This is a genomic window from Sphingobium sp. B11D3D, assembly GCF_025961755.1.
In the GTDB taxonomy this organism is placed as follows: domain Bacteria; phylum Pseudomonadota; class Alphaproteobacteria; order Sphingomonadales; family Sphingomonadaceae; genus Sphingobium.
Window position 1 is genome coordinate 3,119,253 of record NZ_JAOQOG010000001.1, and the last position, 16,304, is coordinate 3,135,556.

The following is a 16,304-nucleotide window of genomic DNA, read 5'->3' on the forward strand; positions in this document are numbered from 1 at the left end:
GCAAGGGGCAAGCCCGCGCAATCGCTCGATAGCGGTTCTTTTTCAATCTCGGGAACGGGCCGTGACGCGCGCCACGGCCCTTCCGATTGTTAAGCGGCCTGCTTGCGCCGCTCGGCCAGCTCGTCGTTGAGCATTTCGGCCAGCAGGAAAGCCAGCTCCAGGCTCTGCGCCGCGTTGAGGCGCGGGTCGCAATGCGTGTGGTAGCGATCCGCGAGGCTCTGCTCGGTGATGTCGATCGCGCCGCCGGTGCATTCGGTGACGTTCTGGCCGGTCATCTCGGCATGGATGCCGCCGCCGAAGCTGCCCTCGGCGCGATGCACGGCGAAGAAGCCGCGCACCTCGGCGAGGATGCGCTCGAACGGGCGCGTCTTGTAGCCATTGGCCGCCTTGATGACATTGCCGTGCATCGGGTCGCACGACCACACCACCGGATGCCCTTCACGCATCACGGCACGCACGAGCGGGGGCAGCGCGCCCTCGATCTTGTCATGACCATAGCGCGTGATGAGCGTGATGCGCCCTGCCTCGCGGCGCGGATTCAGCGCATCGAGCAGGCGCAGCAGCACATCGGGCTGCAGGCTCGGCCCGACCTTCATGCCGATGGGATTGCCGATGCCGCGCAGATACTCGACATGGGCAGAGCCCTCGAAGCGCGTCCGGTCGCCGATCCACAGCATGTGCGCGCTGGTGTCGTACCACTGGCCGGTGAGCGAATCCTGACGGGTCAGGGCCTGCTCATAAGGCAGCAGCAGCGCCTCGTGGCTGGTGTAGAAGCTGGTCCCGCCAAGCTGGGGCACCGTGTCCGGCGAGAGACCGCAGGCCTTCATGAAATCCAAAGCTTCGCCGATGCGATCGGCCATCTCGCTGAACTTCTGGGCCCAGGGGCTGCGGCCCATGAAATCCAGCATCCAGCCATGCACCTTATCGAGGCTGGCATAGCCGCCGGTCGAGAAGGCGCGCAGCAGGTTGAGCGTGGCGGCCGACTGATTGTAGGAACGGATCATGCGCGCCGGATCGGGCTCGCGGCCATCTGCCGTGAACGCGATGTCGTTCACATTATCCCCGCGATAGCTCGGCAACTCTACGCCATCGATCGTCTCGGTTCCCGCCGAACGCGGCTTGGCGAACTGGCCGGCCATGCGACCCACCTTCACCACCGGCAGCTTGCTGGCGAAGGTGAGCACCACCGCCATCTGCAGCAGTACGCGGAACGTGTCGCGAATATTGTTCGGGTGGAACTCAGCGAAGGATTCGGCGCAGTCCCCGCCCTGCAGCAGGAACGCCTCGCCATTGGCGACCTTGGCCAGATCGGCCGTCAGGTTGCGGGCCTCGCCTGCAAAGACGAGCGGCGGAAAGGTCCCAAGCTGCGCCTCGGCTGCCGCGAGTGCCGCAGCATCGCGATAGATCGGCATTTGCAACCCTTCATGATCCCGCCAGCTTGCGGGCGACCATTTCGCCGTCATGATATTCCAGACTCCAAGCGTGTTCGCGCCACAACATGGGGTGCGGCGGACAAGGGGCAAGCCCCTACGCGTTTGAGGGCTTTGAGGCAAGGCGGTTGGGCACGGCGCTCCTAACGCGGCGCCGGGACGAACCGTGCGGCCAAAACTGTGAGAACCATCGCCAGCCCCGCCGCAATCCACAACGCTGAAGAGCCCAGCCTAGCATAAGCGAAAGCCCCGGTAATCGCGCCGGTCATCAGCCCGCTCCACAGGCCGAGGTCGACGCGCCAGTGGCTCGCATCCTTCCCGGTGAGACGGTTAGCAAGCGCCTGCCCCAACCGGACAAGCGCGCCGGTCATGTAGGTGAGCCCGACCTTCACCTCGCCATTATCGGCGAGCGCGGCATTTTCGGCGCCCATAGCCATGACCATCGCGGCGAGTGCAAAAGTCGGCGAAATCGGTGCGGCGAGCGCGGCCATTAGGAGCAGAGCCGTCACCAGGCCGAGCACGGCCGGACGGCGATGTGGACCCGCGCGATGCCCCACCAGCCCGCCCAGCACAACGCCCGTAACGAACCCGGCAATGAGGCCCGCGGCGGTCAGCGCGGCGCTGGAGCCCTCGCTGATCCCCACTGCCAACCGCGTGGAGTTGCCGCTCATGAACGAGACGAAAAAGCCGCCCGCAGTGAGGAAGCCCAGCGCGTCCACGAAACCGGCCAGCGCGGAGAGCGCGATGGCGAGGTTGAGCAGGCGGGCGTCGGACCTGAGCATCGCTCTCGCCTAATAATCCCGGTTGAGGTCGGCGACATGCTCCAAGGGCTCGCCGGCCAGATAGTGGCGGATATTCCGCGCGAATCGCTCGGCGCCGCGCTGGAAGGCGCTGGTCTGGCTCGGCCCCGCCAGATGCATGGTGACGAGCACATTCGGCGCGCGCCACAGCGGGTGTTCGGGCGGCAAGGGCTCGGGCGTCGCGACATCGAGGAAGGCGCTGCCCAGGTGCCCGGCCTCCAGCGAGGCGATGAGCGCGGGCTGATCGATCAGATCGCCGCGCGCGATGTTGATGAGGCGAGCGCCCGGCTTCATGGCGGCCAGTTCCTCAGCGCCGATCATCGCCCGTGTCTCGCTGGTGTTGGGCGCGGCGATGATGACGAAATCGAACTCCGCGAGGCGCGGGCGCCAGTCATCCGGACCGATCACCGCATTGGCGCCGTCTGCCGAGCGGCGCACGCCGGTCACCTGAACGCCGAAGGCGCGCAGGCGGGTGCCGATCTCCCGGCCGATGGCGCCATAGCCGATCACCAGCGCCCGCGCGCCCAGCAGCTCGAAATTGCCCGGCGGCCGCGTCAGCCAGTTCTGCCGGTCATGGGCGCGCACGACCTCGTCCAGTCGCTTGGCGAGCACCAGCGCGCCCATGACGGCATAATCGGCGATCACGTCCGGCATCAGGCCAGCGCCATTGGTGAAGATCTGGCCGCGCGCGCGCATGTCCTCGATCGGGAACGCATCGAAGCCTACGATGACCGTATGGATCCACTTGGCGTTCACCGCCGCGCACGGACCCTTGGCGTAGACATTGCCGGCGAACTCATCGAACCAGCCGATCTCCGCCTCCGGCGCAAAGGCCATCGCCTCTTCGGCCGTGGAGAAGCCGCGCAATATGACGCGCCCGGCGATCTCGGCGCCCAGCATGGCTTCCAGCCTCTCCCGCTGCGCTTCCGGCAGAACGATGAGCGGTTTATGCGCCATGATCGAGCCTCCATTCCCAGCCGAGCGGATCGCCGTCCATGACCTCGACGCCGGCGGCGAGCAGTTCGTCGCGCAGCGCATCCGAGGCCGCGAAGTCCTTGTCGGCCCGCGCAGCCCTGCGCCGGTCCATCAGCGCCGCGATGGCCCCTTCATCGATGGCGGCAGTCTTCGGACGCAGGCGCAGTTCTTCCCGCTCCAGAGTGAACAGCCCGAGGCCGAGCACGCTCTCCATCGCCTCGACCAGCGCGCGCTTCTCCTCGGCCGGCACCTTCTTCATCGCCAGCGCCTCGTCCAGCACGGTGAGCGCGACCGGCGTGTTGAGATCATCGCTGATCGCGGCATCGAAGCGCTCCAGCAAGGGCGTCAGCTTGGGATGCGCCACCGCATTAGCCGCAGCCACATCACGCAGGGGCGCTGCGCTCATCAGCATGCGCTTGAGCCGGGTCAGCGCCGCGCCGAGATTGTCCCAGCTGAACTCCAGCTCCGAGCGATAATGCGCCTGAAGGCACATCATCCGATAGGCGAGCGGATGATAGCCCCGGTCGATGAGCAATTGCAGCCGCAGGAACTCGCCCGATGATTTGCTCATCTTTCCGGTGCGGTCGATCAGGAAATTATTGTGCATCCACAGCCGTGCGCCGGAATGGGCCGCGCAATCGAGATGGCCGTGATCGGCATCATAGCCCTGGATCGCCTGATTCTGGGCGATTTCATTGGGGTGATGGATCTCGCGATGATCGATGCCGCCGGTGTGGATGTCGAACGGCAGCCCCAGCAGCGCGCGGCTCATCACCGAGCATTCCAGATGCCAGCCCGGCGCGCCCTTGCCCCAGGGCGAGTCCCATTCCATCTGTCGGCTCTCGCCCGGCGGCGTTCTACGCCAGATCGCGAAATCGGCGGCGTGGCGCTTGCCCTCGACCGGATCGATGCGGCTTTCGCCCTCGTCCGTCGCGGCGCGGGCAAGGCGGCCATAATCGGCGACCGTGCTGGTATCGAAATAGAGGCCGGTCGGCAGCTCATAGCAATGCTGGTCGGCAATACTCTTGGCGAACTCGATCATCTGCGGCACGAAATCAGTCGCGATCGACCAGTGCGCCGGCTGGCGGATGTTCAGCGCCGCCACGTCCGCCCAATAGGCCTGGGTATAGTGCTTCGCGATGTCCCAGATCGACTGCGCCTGCTGCGCGGCCATCCTCTCCATCTTGTCCTCGCCGGCATCGCCATCGTCGGTGAGGTGACCGACATCGGTGATGTTGATGACGTGGGTGAGCTTGAAACCCTTGAAACTCAGCGTCCGCCCGAGCGTATCCGCGAACACATAAGCGCGCATGTTGCCGATGTGCGGATAATTATAGACCGTCGGCCCACAGCTATAGACCCGCGCCTCGCCGGGGTGAACGGGATCGAACGGCTCGAGCTGGCGCGTAAGACTGTTGAAGAGCTTGAGTGACGGGGCTTGGATCATGGCGCGCCCATGTGAGCGCAGCCAGCGCGCGGGTCAACAGGGCACAAAGGCCGTGATGCGCTGACGGGGAAAGCCATAGCAATGGCAGAGGGCGGCGCAGGCACCGCCCCCTGACCGAAAATCTCAGCCCTTGGGTGCGAGCACCATGAGCATCTGCCGGCCTTCGAGGCGCGGATAGGATTCGACCTTGGCGATCTCGGCCGTGTTCTCGGCGACGCGCTGGAGCAGCTGCATGCCGAGCTGCTGGTGCGCCATTTCACGGCCGCGGAAGCGCAGCGTGACCTTGACCTTGTCGCCCTCACCGATGAAATCGACGACCTTCTTCATCTTCGTATCATAGTCATGATCGTCGATGTTCGGACGCATCTTGATCTCCTTGATCTCCTGCGTCTTCTGGGTCTTGCGGGCGATATTCGCCTTTTTCTGGGCCTCGTACTTATACTTGCCGATGTCCAGGAACTTGCAGACCGGCGGATCTGCATTGGGAGAGACCTCTACCAGGTCCAGACCGACGTCCGCTGCCTGCTCGATCGCCTCGCGCGTGAACATCACGCCCAGATTTTCGCCCTCTTCATCAATGACGCGCACCTTGGGCACACTGATGAATTCATTGTAGCGGGGGCCGTTCGCGGGCTGTGGCGCCATCGGGCGGCGCATCATCGGGGGACGTATAGCAGTTTCTCCTGTTGCCAATTCACATATGCGAGATGCGCACCTTACCGGTTTTCCATGAGAACGGAAAGAGGCCGTAGCGCGACACGAGGCGAACTGCGGCGCGAAGGCCACAGTTGCGTGCACCGTGCATTTAGGATCGCAAGCCGCTCACGGCAAGGGCCATCATCAGCGAGGCCGCATGATGAGTGAGCAGGGCGTTGCGGCATCCCTCAGCCCGGATGGCGGAAATGAATGAGCGGATAGGGCCGCCCTGCCGGATCGGTCTCTGAGCGCCCCGTGCGCACGAAGCCGCGCGCTTCGTAAAACGCGATGGCATGAGGCGCCTGCTCGCTGGCGTCCACCTTTGCGCCGGGCACCAGCGCGAGAGCGTGCGCGACAAGAGCGCTGCCATAGCCCTGACCATGCACGGCGGGATCGACGAACAGCGAATCGATCTCGTCTTCGCCCATGCCGAGAAAGGCCTGGATGGTGCCGGCCGCATCCGTCGCGACCCACAGGTCCACGGAGGGAAGATGCTCGTGTTCGACCATGCGATCGATCTCAACCCGGTCCTCGGGCGTGAGAAAGCCATGCGTCGCGTCGACCGCCGCCCGCCAGATCGCCAGCGCGCGCGGCAGATCGGCCGGAGTCGCCTTGCGGATGTGGATGCTCATCGGCTTCTCATCATCTAGCTCCTCCTCTTCAGGGGTGGGGCTAAGGTTAGGCCAGATCCGGGGGCGTGGCCTCCGCCACCAGTTGCGCGATGACCTCCTCCACGCTCAGCACCTTCTGATGCTCGTCACTGCCGAGGCGGCGCAGGGCGACGGTGCCCTCCTCCGCCTCGCGACGGCCCACGACCAGCAGATTGGGCACGCGCCCAAGGCTGTGCTCGCGCACCTTGTAGTTGATCTTTTCGTTGCGCAGATCGGTCTCGGCGCGGATGCCGGCGGCGCGCAGCTTCTCGACCACCTCGCTCGCATAGCCGTCCGCATCCGAGACGATGGTCGCGACCACTGCCTGCACCGGCGCCAGCCACAGCGGGAACTTGCCGGCATAATGCTCGATGAGGATACCGATGAAGCGCTCATAGCTGCCGAAGATCGCGCGGTGGAGCATCACCGGCCGGTGGCGCGCGCCATCCTCGCCGACATAGCTCGCATCCAGCCGCTCGGGCAGCACGCGGTCGGACTGGATGGTGCCGACCTGCCATGTGCGGCCGATGGCATCGGTGAGGTGCCACTCCAGCTTGGGCGCGTAGAAGGCGCCTTCGCCGGGCAGCTCCTCCCAGCCATACTCGTCCGTCGCAAGGCCGGCCGCGATAACGGCGTTGCGCAGTTCCGTCTCGGCCAGATCCCACATCTCGTCCGAACCGAAGCGCTTTTCCGGGCGCAGCGCGAGCTTGATCGAATAGGTAAAGCCGAAGTCCTTGTAGATGCGGTCGGCCAGCGCGCAGAAGGCGCGGACTTCATCGACGATCTGGTCCTCGCGGCAGAAGATGTGCGCATCGTCCTGCGTGAACTGGCGCACCCGCATCAGGCCGTGCAGCGCGCCATGCGGCTCGTTGCGGTGGCAGCAGCCATTCTCGTAGATGCGCAGCGGCAGATCGCGATAGCTCTTGATGCCCTGGCGGAAGATGAGGACATGCGCCGGGCAGTTCATCGGCTTGAGCGCCATCCACTGCGCATCATTCGACACGAGCGGGCCTTCGTCCTCGACATTCGGCACCTCGTCCGGGATGACGAACATATTCTCGCGATACTTGCCCCAGTGGCCGGACTGCTCCCACTGGCGCGCATCCATCACCTGCGGGGTCTTCACCTCGTTGTAGCCCGCGTCATCGATGGCGCGGCGCATATAGGCCTCCAGCTGGCGCCAGATGACGAAGCCCTGCGGATGCCAGAATACGCTGCCATGCGCTTCCTGCTGGAGGTGGAACAGGTCCATCTCCTGCCCGATCTTGCGATGATCGCGCTTGGCGGCTTCCTCCAGTCGCAGCAGATGCGCGTCGAGCTGCTTCTTGTTGAGCCAGCCGGTGCCGTAGATGCGCGAGAGCATCGCGTTCTTCTGGTCGCCACGCCAATAAGCGCCGGAGACGCGCGTCAGCTTGAAGGCCTGCGGATCGACCTTGCCGGTGGAGGCGAGATGCGGCCCGCGGCACATGTCCAGCCAATCGCTGCCGGACCAGTAGACAGTCAGATCCTCGTCGCCGGGCAGTTCGGCCGCCCACTCGGCCTTGAAGCGCTCGCCCTGCCCTGTCCAGCGCTTGACCAGCTGCTCGCGGGTCCAGACCTCGCGGCGCAGTGGCTTGTCGGCAGCGATGATCTCGCGCATCTTCGCTTCGATGGCGGGCAGGTCTTCCTCGGTGAACGGCCCGCGATCCGCCGGCGCCGCGACGTCATAATAGAAGCCATCGTCCGTGGAGGGACCGAAGGTGATCTGCGTGCCGGGGAACAGCGCCTGTACCGCCTCGGCGAGGATATGCGCATAATCGTGGCGGACCAGCTCCAACGCGTCCGCCTCGTCCCTGGCCGTGACCAGCGCCAGCTGCGCATCGGCCTCCAGCGGGCGGGTGATGTCGACCAGCTGGCCATCCACCCGCGCAGCCAGCGCCGCCTTGGCGAGGCCGGGGCCGATCGCGGCGGCGATCTCCGCCGGCGTGGTGCCGCGCGCAACCTCGCGCTGCGAGCCATCGGGGAGCGTGATTGTCACCTGTTGCGTCATCGGTCTGGTTCCTGCTGTGCGGCTTGCCGCTTAGGCAAGTGCGGAAGACTTGGGAAGAGGCGGAACGGGCCGGATGCGCATGACCGCCCCGATCCGCTGCTGGGATGGGGCCTTCGGTCCTGCGCGCTTCAATCGATGAGGCGCGTGCCGACGACCCCGGTGCTAGTCCGGGTGAGGGGCGTAGTCGCGACTGTGAAGCGCAGACGGGGCATGGCGGCTTTCATAAGGGGAGCGCGGAGGTTTGTCACCTGCTGGCGGGCATCCCTTACAGCGTCGTCGATTCAGCGCAGCCGAGCGAGCATCGACGCCGCATAGGCCGCATAAGGGCCGATCCAGCGCTCGTGGATCGCGTGAATGGGCAGTGCATCGAGGTGATTCCACCGCTCGCGCCCGCGCTTCTCGGCGATCACCAGCCCGGCACTCTCCAGCACGCCCAGATGCTGCATGACCGTGCAGCGATCCAGCTCCGGCAGGAGCGCGCACAGCATCCCGGTGGTCTGAGGGCCGCCCTTGAGCGCATCGAGCATCCGGCGGCGGGCGCGGTGACCGAGCGCCTTGAACAGCGCGTCGGCAGCATCCTCATTGTCCGTCTCGGGCTTTGCGATTTTAGTCTGCGTTGACATGTTATGTTTTTATAACATATGAGTCGCCCTATCAAGAGGCGGTGGTGCTTCCTTTGCGAGAGGATGGAGCATGGAGCTGAAGTTCACGGTCGGCGGGCGGATCGATAAGCCGGTGCATGAGGTATTTGAGGCCGTGGCGAACCCGGCCCACCTATCCCAATTCTTCACCACGGGCGGGGCGCAGGGGCGACTGGAACCGGGCGCAACGGTGACCTGGGACTTTCATGACTTTCCCGGCGCCTTCCCTGTCGAGGTGGTCGAGGTGGAGCAGAACGCGCGCATCGTGCTGCGCTGGGCCGGTGCGGACGACGCCGTGACGCCGGACGCCCAAGGCCGCGCGCTCACCACCGTGACCATGACCTTCACCGCGCTGGACGGCGGACGAACCCATGTGCAGATCAGCGAGGAAGGCTGGCGCGACAATGCGGCGGGCCTCAAAGCGTCCTACGGCAATTGCGAAGGCTGGACCGGCATGCTCTGCGCCATGCGCATATGGCTGGAGCATGGGGTAAATCTGCGCGACGGCTTTTATAAGTGACGAGCTGTCCCTGCCCACTGACCTGACGAGACCCACCCCGTCACCAATCCGTCATCCTCCCTTCATGTGCATGACGCCGTTCCGTCACCTCCCTGACGCAACGCCTCCCTATCTGCCGCCCCCAGAACAAAACCTGCTTTTGGGGACTCACCACAATGAAACCGCTTTACCCGACTTTCCGGGCCGCTTTGCTGTGCTCGGCCATTCTGCTTGCCACGCCTGCCTTCGCGCAATCCGCGCCCGTTCCGGAGGCCGAGAGCGAGGCCGGTGCGGACGGTGACACCATCGTCGTCACCGGCCAGCGCCGCGCGCAATATGAGGCGACGGCGGAGAAGCGCGAGGCGTTTGCGGTGATGGATGCGATCTCCGCCGACGATATCGGCAAGCTGCCGGACCATAATACGGCGGCGGCGCTGCGGCGCATTCCGGGTCTTTCCGTGCAGGAGGATCAGGGTGAGCCGCGCTTCCCGGTGCTGCGTGGCCTGCAATCCACCTACAACCGTACGACGGTGGACGGCGCGCTGGTGGCCGGCGTGGATTCGGGCGGGCGCACCGTGCCGCTGGACATCGTGCCCTCCGTGATGGCGGGGCGGATCGAGGTCATCAAGACGGTGACGCCGGAGAATGACGCCAATGCCGTCGGCGGCATCATCAATATCACCACCCGTAGCGCCTTCGATGCTGGGCGGCCGTTCTTCAACGGCATCGCCTCTTATGGCATTTATGAGCAGCATGGCGAGGTGCGCAACAGCAAGCCCTCCTACCGGCTGGCCTTTGCCGCCGGCACCACCTTCGGCGCGGATGACGAATGGGGCATCGTGATCGGCGCGAGCCAGGAGCAGCTCGATTACGACATTCCGCAGATCGAGGTAGCCAGCCCCTCCGTACGCGAATATACCGCCGCCGGCGCCCCGGTGGACAGCGGCGCGGCGACCGGCAACGGCATCCAGGTGCCGACCCAGCACCGCCTCTTCTGGTACAACAACACCAAGCAGCGCACCGGCGGCAACGCCAAGCTCGAATGGCGCCCCTCCGACACGTTCCGCTGGGAACTCTCCGGCGTCGTCGCCCGCACCGAGGACGATGAGGAGCGCATCGAATATCGCATGGAGCCGATCGGCAATGTCGCGAACCAGACGCAGACCAGCGGTCAGTTCGCGCGCGGGCGGATCATCGTGCAGCTCAACCAGCCGATTACGCGGCGCCTCGTCGCGCTCGGCCGCACCGCCTTCGCCTGGGATGGCGGCGAGCAATGGAAGCTGGACGGCGACGCGGTGTTCTCGCTCGGGCGGATGCGCGTGCCCAATGAGAGCATCGAGTTCCGCACCCGCGATGCCGACGCGACCCGCTATGCCTTCAGCTATGATACGTCGGACTTCTACCCCGTGTTCACGCCGACCAACACCGCCGCAGCGGTGAACCCGCAGAACTTCTATCTCCAGCAGCAGCGCAGCAATCTGGAGAAGTCGCTGGAGAAGAGCGGCCAGTTCCGCCTGAACTTCACTTATGGCGATGACAGCATCGACGGCGGCATCAAGCTCAAGACCGGCGCCGTGCTGCGCCTCACGAGCCGCAAGAACGAAGTCGAGCGGACCGACTACAAGGCCGCCAGCGGCTTCACCTACACGCTCGACAAGGTGGTGACCGCCGGGCCGAGCGAAGCGATCCGCGACAAATTCTACATTCCGATCCGCATCGATGCGCAGGCCTTTCCGGCCTTCTATCAGGCCAATCAGAGCCGCTTCACCACCACCGTCGCCTCGAAGGCGGGCGATTATAAGGTCAACGAGGACGTCTATGCCGGCTATGTGCAGGGCAGCACCCGGATCGGCAATGTCACGCTGCTCGGCGGCCTGCGCTATGAGCGCACGGAAGTCTCCTCCGATGCCTATCGCACGCTCGGAAGCGCGCTCACCCAGATCACGACGGACGGCAGCTATGGCAACTGGCTGCCCAGCGCGCACATCCGCTGGGATGTGACCGACCGCGTCGTGGTGCGCGGCGCTTATACCAACACCATCGGCCGGCCGGATTATTCCTCCATCGCGGCGAGCGAGACGCTCAGTTTCGATGGCAGCCAGCCAACGCTGTCCCGTGGCAATCCGGGCCTCAAGCCGCGCGAGAGCCGGGGCTTCGATCTCTCCTTCGAGTTCTACCCGAAGGATGGCGTGATCTCCGCCGCTTTGTTCCACAAGAAGATCAAGAACGAGATCTTCACCCTCTCCAATGTGGAGACGATCGATGTCGGCCGGGGCCCGGAGAGCGTACTCGTCTCTGAACCGCGCAATGCCGAAACGGCGACCATCAAGGGCCTAGAGCTGAACCTTCAGCAGGCGCTGACCTTCCTGCCCGATCCGTTCGACGGGCTGGGCATGAGCGCCAACGCGACCTTCCTCGATACGCGTTTCACCTTCCTCACCACGGCCGGCCCGCGCGTGACCGGCCTGTTCCTCCAGCCGGACACGGTGTGGAACGCCTCGGTCTATTATCAGAAGGGCAAGTTCGAGGGGCGCCTGTCTTACAACTATATCGGCGGCTTCCTGGAGACGATCAACGACACCATCCCCAATGCCGACCAATATTGGAAGAGCCGTGGCACGCTGGATGCCAATATCAGCTATCGCGTCACGTCCAACATCACGCTCTATGCCGAGGGGCAGAACCTCAACAATCAGGGCCGGCGCGAGCTGGTCGGGCCCGGGCGCACCTACCTGCAGGAATCCGCTGAATATGGCCGGACCTTCTGGTTCGGCGTGGCGGCGAATTTCTGATGGGCCTGCTTCTCGCTCTGGCAGCCAGTGCCGCCACGGCGGCAGCGGCGGCGGGGACACCCGCTGCCGCCCCGCCCCAGGGCCAGCCGGCCGAAACGCTGCGCCGCATCCCTGCCGAGGAAGCGCGGCAGGGCGTGGCGGTCGGCCCGAACGATGTCTATGCCGTCGCCAACTGGACCATCGCCCGCTACGATCGCAAGACCGGCGCGCGGCGGGCAGTCTGGACTGGCGAGCCGGCGCGCTACCCGCACATCAACAGCTGCGCGCTCATCAAGGCCGAGCTGGTGTGCGCGGCCTCCAACTTCCCCAGCGTGCCACAGGCCAGTTCGGTCGAGATCTTCGATCCCGTCACCCTCGCCCACAAGCGCACCGTCTCGCTCGGCCTTGGCACCGGCTCGCTGACCTGGGTCGACTGGCATGACGGACACTGGTGGGGGCTGTTCGCCAATTATGACGGCAAGGGCGGCGAGGCACCGCGCGACCACCGCCACACCACCCTCGTCCAGTTCGATACGGACTGGCGCCGCACGCAAAGCTGGGCGCTGCCCGCCACGATCCTCGAGCGGATCGCGCCGATGAGCATCTCGGGCGGCGGGTTCGGCCCCGACGGACGGCTGTGGCTCTCCGGCCATGACAATCCCGAGCTCTATGTGACGCAATTACCCAAGGGCGGCGCCACGCTAGACCATATCGCCACCGTGCCCATGGAGGCGGAAGGCCAGGCGATCGACTGGGACGAGAACCGCCCCGGCATCCTGTGGGGCATCAGCCGCAAGACCCGCGCCATGCTGGAGATGCGCGTGCCGCCGGTGCAGCCGTAGGACGGCGGCGGTGCCCCTCGCGCAACGCCGCCCAAGAATACTCACGCCCCGGAACGATCCCCGCATCGCGTCAGTTCTCCAGACGAACCCATCTACGGAGAACGCGACATGATCCGATCCTTCCTCATCGGCCTGGTGGCCGGGCAGCGTGGCATGACGCCCTTGGCGGCAGTGGCGACAGGCACGCGCAAGGGGGATATTCCGGTGGTGCTGCCCCTGCAGGGCCTGTTGCGCAATCCGCTGATCGCGGCAGGCGCAGCGTCGCTGGCGGCGGCGGAGATGGCCGGCGACAAGATGAAGAGCGCGCCCGACCGGATCGTGCCGATCGGCCTCGCCGTGCGCAGCGTGACGGCGGCCTATGCCGGCGCCGCCCTGGCGCCGCGTGGCCGCCGCGGGCTAGGCGCGGCGGTCGCAGTCGGGACGGCGCTGGCCTCATCTTATCTCGGCTGGCGCCTGCGCTGCGCGGCGATGCGGCGTTATGGGCAGACCGCGACCGGCTTTGTCGAGGACGCCCTCGTGCTCGGCAGCGGCCTTGCGATTGCGAGCCCAAGTGTAGCCGGGGCTGAACGATCAGCCTAGGCGGCGAGGGAAAGGTTGAATGCCGCGCTGGGTGGCCGTTGTCCGATATTTCGATTGGTGAGCTGCCATTCCCGGTACGACGACTTTGCGGACATTCTCTTAGCGCTGGAATGTCCTGAAGGCGCCTTACAGATTACCGGCGAGGGTTGTGGTTTTGAGGACGAAGTCCATTGCCGGATTGAAGCAAAGCCACACGACAAGCAGCGACATAATTACTAGAAGAAGATTGGTCGCGACCGAGCCAATCAAAGGTCGCAAGGCCATTTTCAAAACCGCCGACGCCAGCCAGGTCCCTACTCCAATCGACATCGCGATGACTAGCGTCCACATGACCCCGTTCAGGATGTGAAAGCCATCGTTATCGTGGCAACCCGATCCAGCTTCACAATCGCCCATGATGTTGCCAACAAACACAGCGAATCCCATCCCGACAAAGAGAAGGGCGCTAGGCAGACAGCCAAAAGGCATCGCTGTTTGAAGATGATGCTTAAACGAAGCGATGGTCATATCGTGATGCTACCGCCGCTCTCATCTGCGGTTCAAGCCAGAAGACCACAATCGGGATGTCCGCTCCCCACGCCAAACTGGCCGCTCATCCATCCTTCGTCACCTCTCCAAAGCGGCTATGGCTGTGGTCCAACCTTGGTGTTGAACGCGGACTGATCAGGCGCGACGCCATTGCCGGCATTCCCTCCGTTCGTCCTGAGTAGCTGCTGAGCTTGTCGAAGCGGCGTATCGAAGGCTGGCCTGTGCGCTGCGATGCTTCGATACGGGTCTTCGATACGCGCCTGCGGCGCTACTCAGCACGAACGGGGAAAATCGGCAAAGATCGCATTTCGACGTCGACCCAGCGACCCCGGCCGCCCTTCGCAGATGTTCCGTCGCACAGTAATTTGTCCACAGCACCGCAGAGCATTTCAATAAAAATGCCGACGGACGCGGGATGGGAGGCGCTGCCCCTCATCCAACATGGCAGGTGCGCGCCGCGACGGTCTGGCAGACGGACGTCGCGCCTATCCTTGCAACGACGGCCGCGCCCGGACGGGGGAGATGGCGCGGCCGTCGGTGCTCATGGCTGCGTGCAGCTGATCTGCGCCGCAGACTGATCCGATGTGTCGCCCGCCCGCCGGGCGATGGCGGGCGCCGCGCAGATAGGGCGCTGGATGCCGTTGAGGCCGGACATCGGCCCGGCGGTTGCGCTCAACTGATCGGGCCGCTTGCCCTGCTCCACCCACGCGACGAGGGCACCGAACGCATCATATTGATCCGTCGCCGGGCCGCCGGCGCAATGGCCCATGCCGGGCACTGGGAAGACGCGCACGAACTCGCGCGCGGCGCCCTTGTACCGGGCATCGACCTCGCCCCACCAAGCCAGCGTGTCGTTCACCGAGAAGACCGGGTCCGACATGCCATGCGGCACGATGAGCTTGCCGCCCCGCGCGCGAAACGCATCGAGGTCGTTCGAGCGCGCGCCGATATCCTGCCAGGCCGAGCGCGTGAACGGCGGCACCACCGCCTCCACGCCGGCGCGAGCACGATCCATGTCGAGGCGCATGGCCCAGGCCAGCAATTCGTCAGGCGCGGCGCCGGCCAGCGTTGGCGGCGTCATGAAGACGGCGGCGAGCGAGGGCAGGCCCATGGCGACATTGATCGGCGGCACGCTGCCATCGGGCGTGCCGAGCATCCAGATGCGCCAGCCCATGTCCGCCCAGCCGGCATCCCACGGGAAGCCGGGATAGATTTGCGCGCCCTTGCTGTCCCGCGCGCCCTCGTGAATGCGCGCCAGCGCGTCGAGCTGTGGCTGGGAGAGGCAGCCCTCGGCCTTGTCGCCCTTGCACAGGCTGGCGCGTAACTGCGGCAGCACCCTGGCGGAGGTGCACTGGCCGACCGCGCCGATCAGGCCATCAGTCGTGCCGTCGAGCGAGTCGCAGGCGGTGCGCACGGCCTGCCCGACCAGCGCGAGATCGCCCATGCTGAAACTCGCGCGCAGATGGGCAAGCGTGACCGGCTTGCCCGATGCCTGCACCACGGAGGCGAAGGCCTGCGTATTCCACGCCTCGGCAATCGCGGCCTTGGGCAGCGAGAAGCCCGGCGCGGCGGCGACAATCCCGTCGAACAGATCCGGGTAGCGCTGGGCGAGCATCATGCCCTCCTGCCCGCCCTTGGAACAGCCGACGAAATAGCTCTGGCGGGGATCGCTCCCGTAGAACTGGCGGATCGCCGCCTTGGCCGCATGCGCCACCACCGGCAGCGAGGTGCCGCCATAATCGGCGCGCGCCTGCGGATCGAAGCCGAAGGCGCTGGCGCCGCCGCGGGCGGGATCGCTATTGGTCGCATTATCGTGCCCGCTATCCTGCGAGAGCACGGCATAGCCCTGCACCAGGGCCGGCGCTGCGGCGGTCAGCCGGCCAATAGCGTCGCCCAGCTCGCCATTGGTACCGCCCCCGCCCGAAAAGAAGAACCGCCCGTTCCACGCCACCGGCAGGCGCAGATGGAACCTGATCGCATAGGCCTGGCCATCGACGCCGGTATGCGCGCGCGTCGCACCGACGATGGCGCAATGAGGCGGTAGCTCGACTGGCGGGGGCGTCATGCCGGGAGGGCCGGGCGGCACCGGCGCGGGGCCGGCGGGATTGAAGGTCGCGCTGAGCAGGCGGGTGGAGGCATCCGGCCAATGACCCGCCATCCTTGCCCCGAGCGCGGCGCATCGGGCGGTGGCATCTGCGATGGTCGCGGCGGGCATTGCGGAGGTCGTGCCCCACGGCGGGGCCTCGGCCGCCCGGAGCTGGTGAGGAAGAAGCGCGAGGATGGCCGCAAGCGGCGCAAACATAAGGCGTTGCATGGTCATGACGGTCTTCCGCTCCTCTCCACAAGGCGCCCTCACAGTAAACGCGTGACAGCGAATCAGCAATCGATTACAAATTTCGTGCAGAATGACTCTGTCC

14 protein-coding genes are annotated in these 16,304 nt (G+C 65.6%); 4 read left to right on the forward strand and 10 right to left on the reverse strand.

All coding sequences use genetic code 11. The features are described from left to right. Positions 1 to 89 precede the first annotated feature (89 nt). The 8 genes from M2334_RS14765 to M2334_RS14800 form a co-directional block, all read right to left on the reverse strand. A complete protein-coding gene (locus M2334_RS14765; RefSeq protein WP_181558640.1) occupies positions 90 to 1,463 on the reverse strand; it encodes a class II 3-deoxy-7-phosphoheptulonate synthase in 1,374 nt (457 codons plus the stop codon). 110 nt (positions 1,464 to 1,573) lie between these two features. Continuing rightward, positions 1,574 to 2,212 (reverse strand): YoaK family protein, encoded by a 639-nt coding sequence (locus tag M2334_RS14770; protein ID WP_264605804.1) that lies wholly within the window; start codon positions 2,210 to 2,212, stop codon positions 1,574 to 1,576. Between the two features lie 9 nt (positions 2,213 to 2,221). Then, complete coding sequence (locus M2334_RS14775; RefSeq protein ID WP_264605805.1) at positions 2,222 to 3,187, reverse strand: NAD(P)-dependent oxidoreductase; 966 nt, start codon at positions 3,185 to 3,187, stop codon at positions 2,222 to 2,224. After that, positions 3,177 to 4,652: a cysteine--tRNA ligase gene (gene cysS / locus M2334_RS14780; RefSeq protein ID WP_264605806.1), complete on the reverse strand. Its 1,476-nt coding sequence runs from the start codon at positions 4,650 to 4,652 to the stop codon at positions 3,177 to 3,179. The genes M2334_RS14775 and cysS overlap by 11 nt, the downstream gene beginning before the upstream one ends. Positions 4,653 to 4,775: 123 nt before the next feature. Continuing rightward, entirely contained in the window at positions 4,776 to 5,312 is a 537-nt protein-coding gene (gene infC, locus M2334_RS14785; protein ID WP_181558636.1) for a translation initiation factor IF-3, read from the reverse strand. 224 nt (positions 5,313 to 5,536) lie between these two features. After that, on the reverse strand, positions 5,537 to 5,980 hold the full coding sequence (locus tag M2334_RS14790) for an acetyltransferase (RefSeq protein WP_264605807.1): 444 nt from the start codon (positions 5,978 to 5,980) through the stop codon (positions 5,537 to 5,539). A 46-nt stretch (positions 5,981 to 6,026) separates the two neighbouring features. Further along, positions 6,027 to 8,027, reverse strand: coding sequence for a threonine--tRNA ligase (gene thrS / locus M2334_RS14795; protein ID WP_264595168.1), 2,001 nt, complete (start codon positions 8,025 to 8,027; stop codon positions 6,027 to 6,029). Positions 8,028 to 8,308: 281 nt separating this feature from the next. After that, positions 8,309 to 8,650 (reverse strand): ArsR/SmtB family transcription factor, encoded by a 342-nt coding sequence (locus tag M2334_RS14800; protein WP_264595169.1) that lies wholly within the window; start codon positions 8,648 to 8,650, stop codon positions 8,309 to 8,311. A 70-nt stretch (positions 8,651 to 8,720) separates the two neighbouring features. Between M2334_RS14800 and M2334_RS14805 the strand changes: the two genes are divergently transcribed. From M2334_RS14805 to M2334_RS14820, 4 genes are all read left to right on the forward strand, one after another. Next, the gene (locus M2334_RS14805; protein ID WP_264595170.1) at positions 8,721 to 9,188 is read left to right on the forward strand and encodes an SRPBCC family protein; all 468 of its coding nucleotides are present in this window, start codon (positions 8,721 to 8,723) and stop codon (positions 9,186 to 9,188) included. Between the two features lie 155 nt (positions 9,189 to 9,343). Further along, positions 9,344 to 11,959, forward strand: a complete 2,616-nt coding sequence (locus tag M2334_RS14810; RefSeq protein ID WP_264605808.1) for a TonB-dependent receptor — start codon at positions 9,344 to 9,346, stop codon at positions 11,957 to 11,959. Further along, positions 11,959 to 12,780: a hypothetical protein gene (locus M2334_RS14815; protein WP_264574377.1), complete on the forward strand. Its 822-nt coding sequence runs from the start codon at positions 11,959 to 11,961 to the stop codon at positions 12,778 to 12,780. The genes M2334_RS14810 and M2334_RS14815 overlap by 1 nt, the downstream gene beginning before the upstream one ends. Before the next feature lie 108 nt (positions 12,781 to 12,888). Then, the gene (locus M2334_RS14820) at positions 12,889 to 13,359 is read left to right on the forward strand and encodes a DUF4126 domain-containing protein (RefSeq protein ID WP_264595172.1); all 471 of its coding nucleotides are present in this window, start codon (positions 12,889 to 12,891) and stop codon (positions 13,357 to 13,359) included. A 126-nt stretch (positions 13,360 to 13,485) separates the two neighbouring features. Here the strand turns inward: M2334_RS14820 and M2334_RS14825 are convergent, their stop codons facing one another. Then, on the reverse strand, positions 13,486 to 13,866 hold the full coding sequence (locus M2334_RS14825) for a hypothetical protein (protein ID WP_264571954.1): 381 nt from the start codon (positions 13,864 to 13,866) through the stop codon (positions 13,486 to 13,488). 562 nt (positions 13,867 to 14,428) lie between these two features. Beyond that, the gene (locus M2334_RS14830) at positions 14,429 to 16,045 is read right to left on the reverse strand and encodes a tannase/feruloyl esterase family alpha/beta hydrolase (RefSeq protein WP_264605809.1); all 1,617 of its coding nucleotides are present in this window, start codon (positions 16,043 to 16,045) and stop codon (positions 14,429 to 14,431) included. Positions 16,046 to 16,304: the final 259 nt, after the last annotated feature.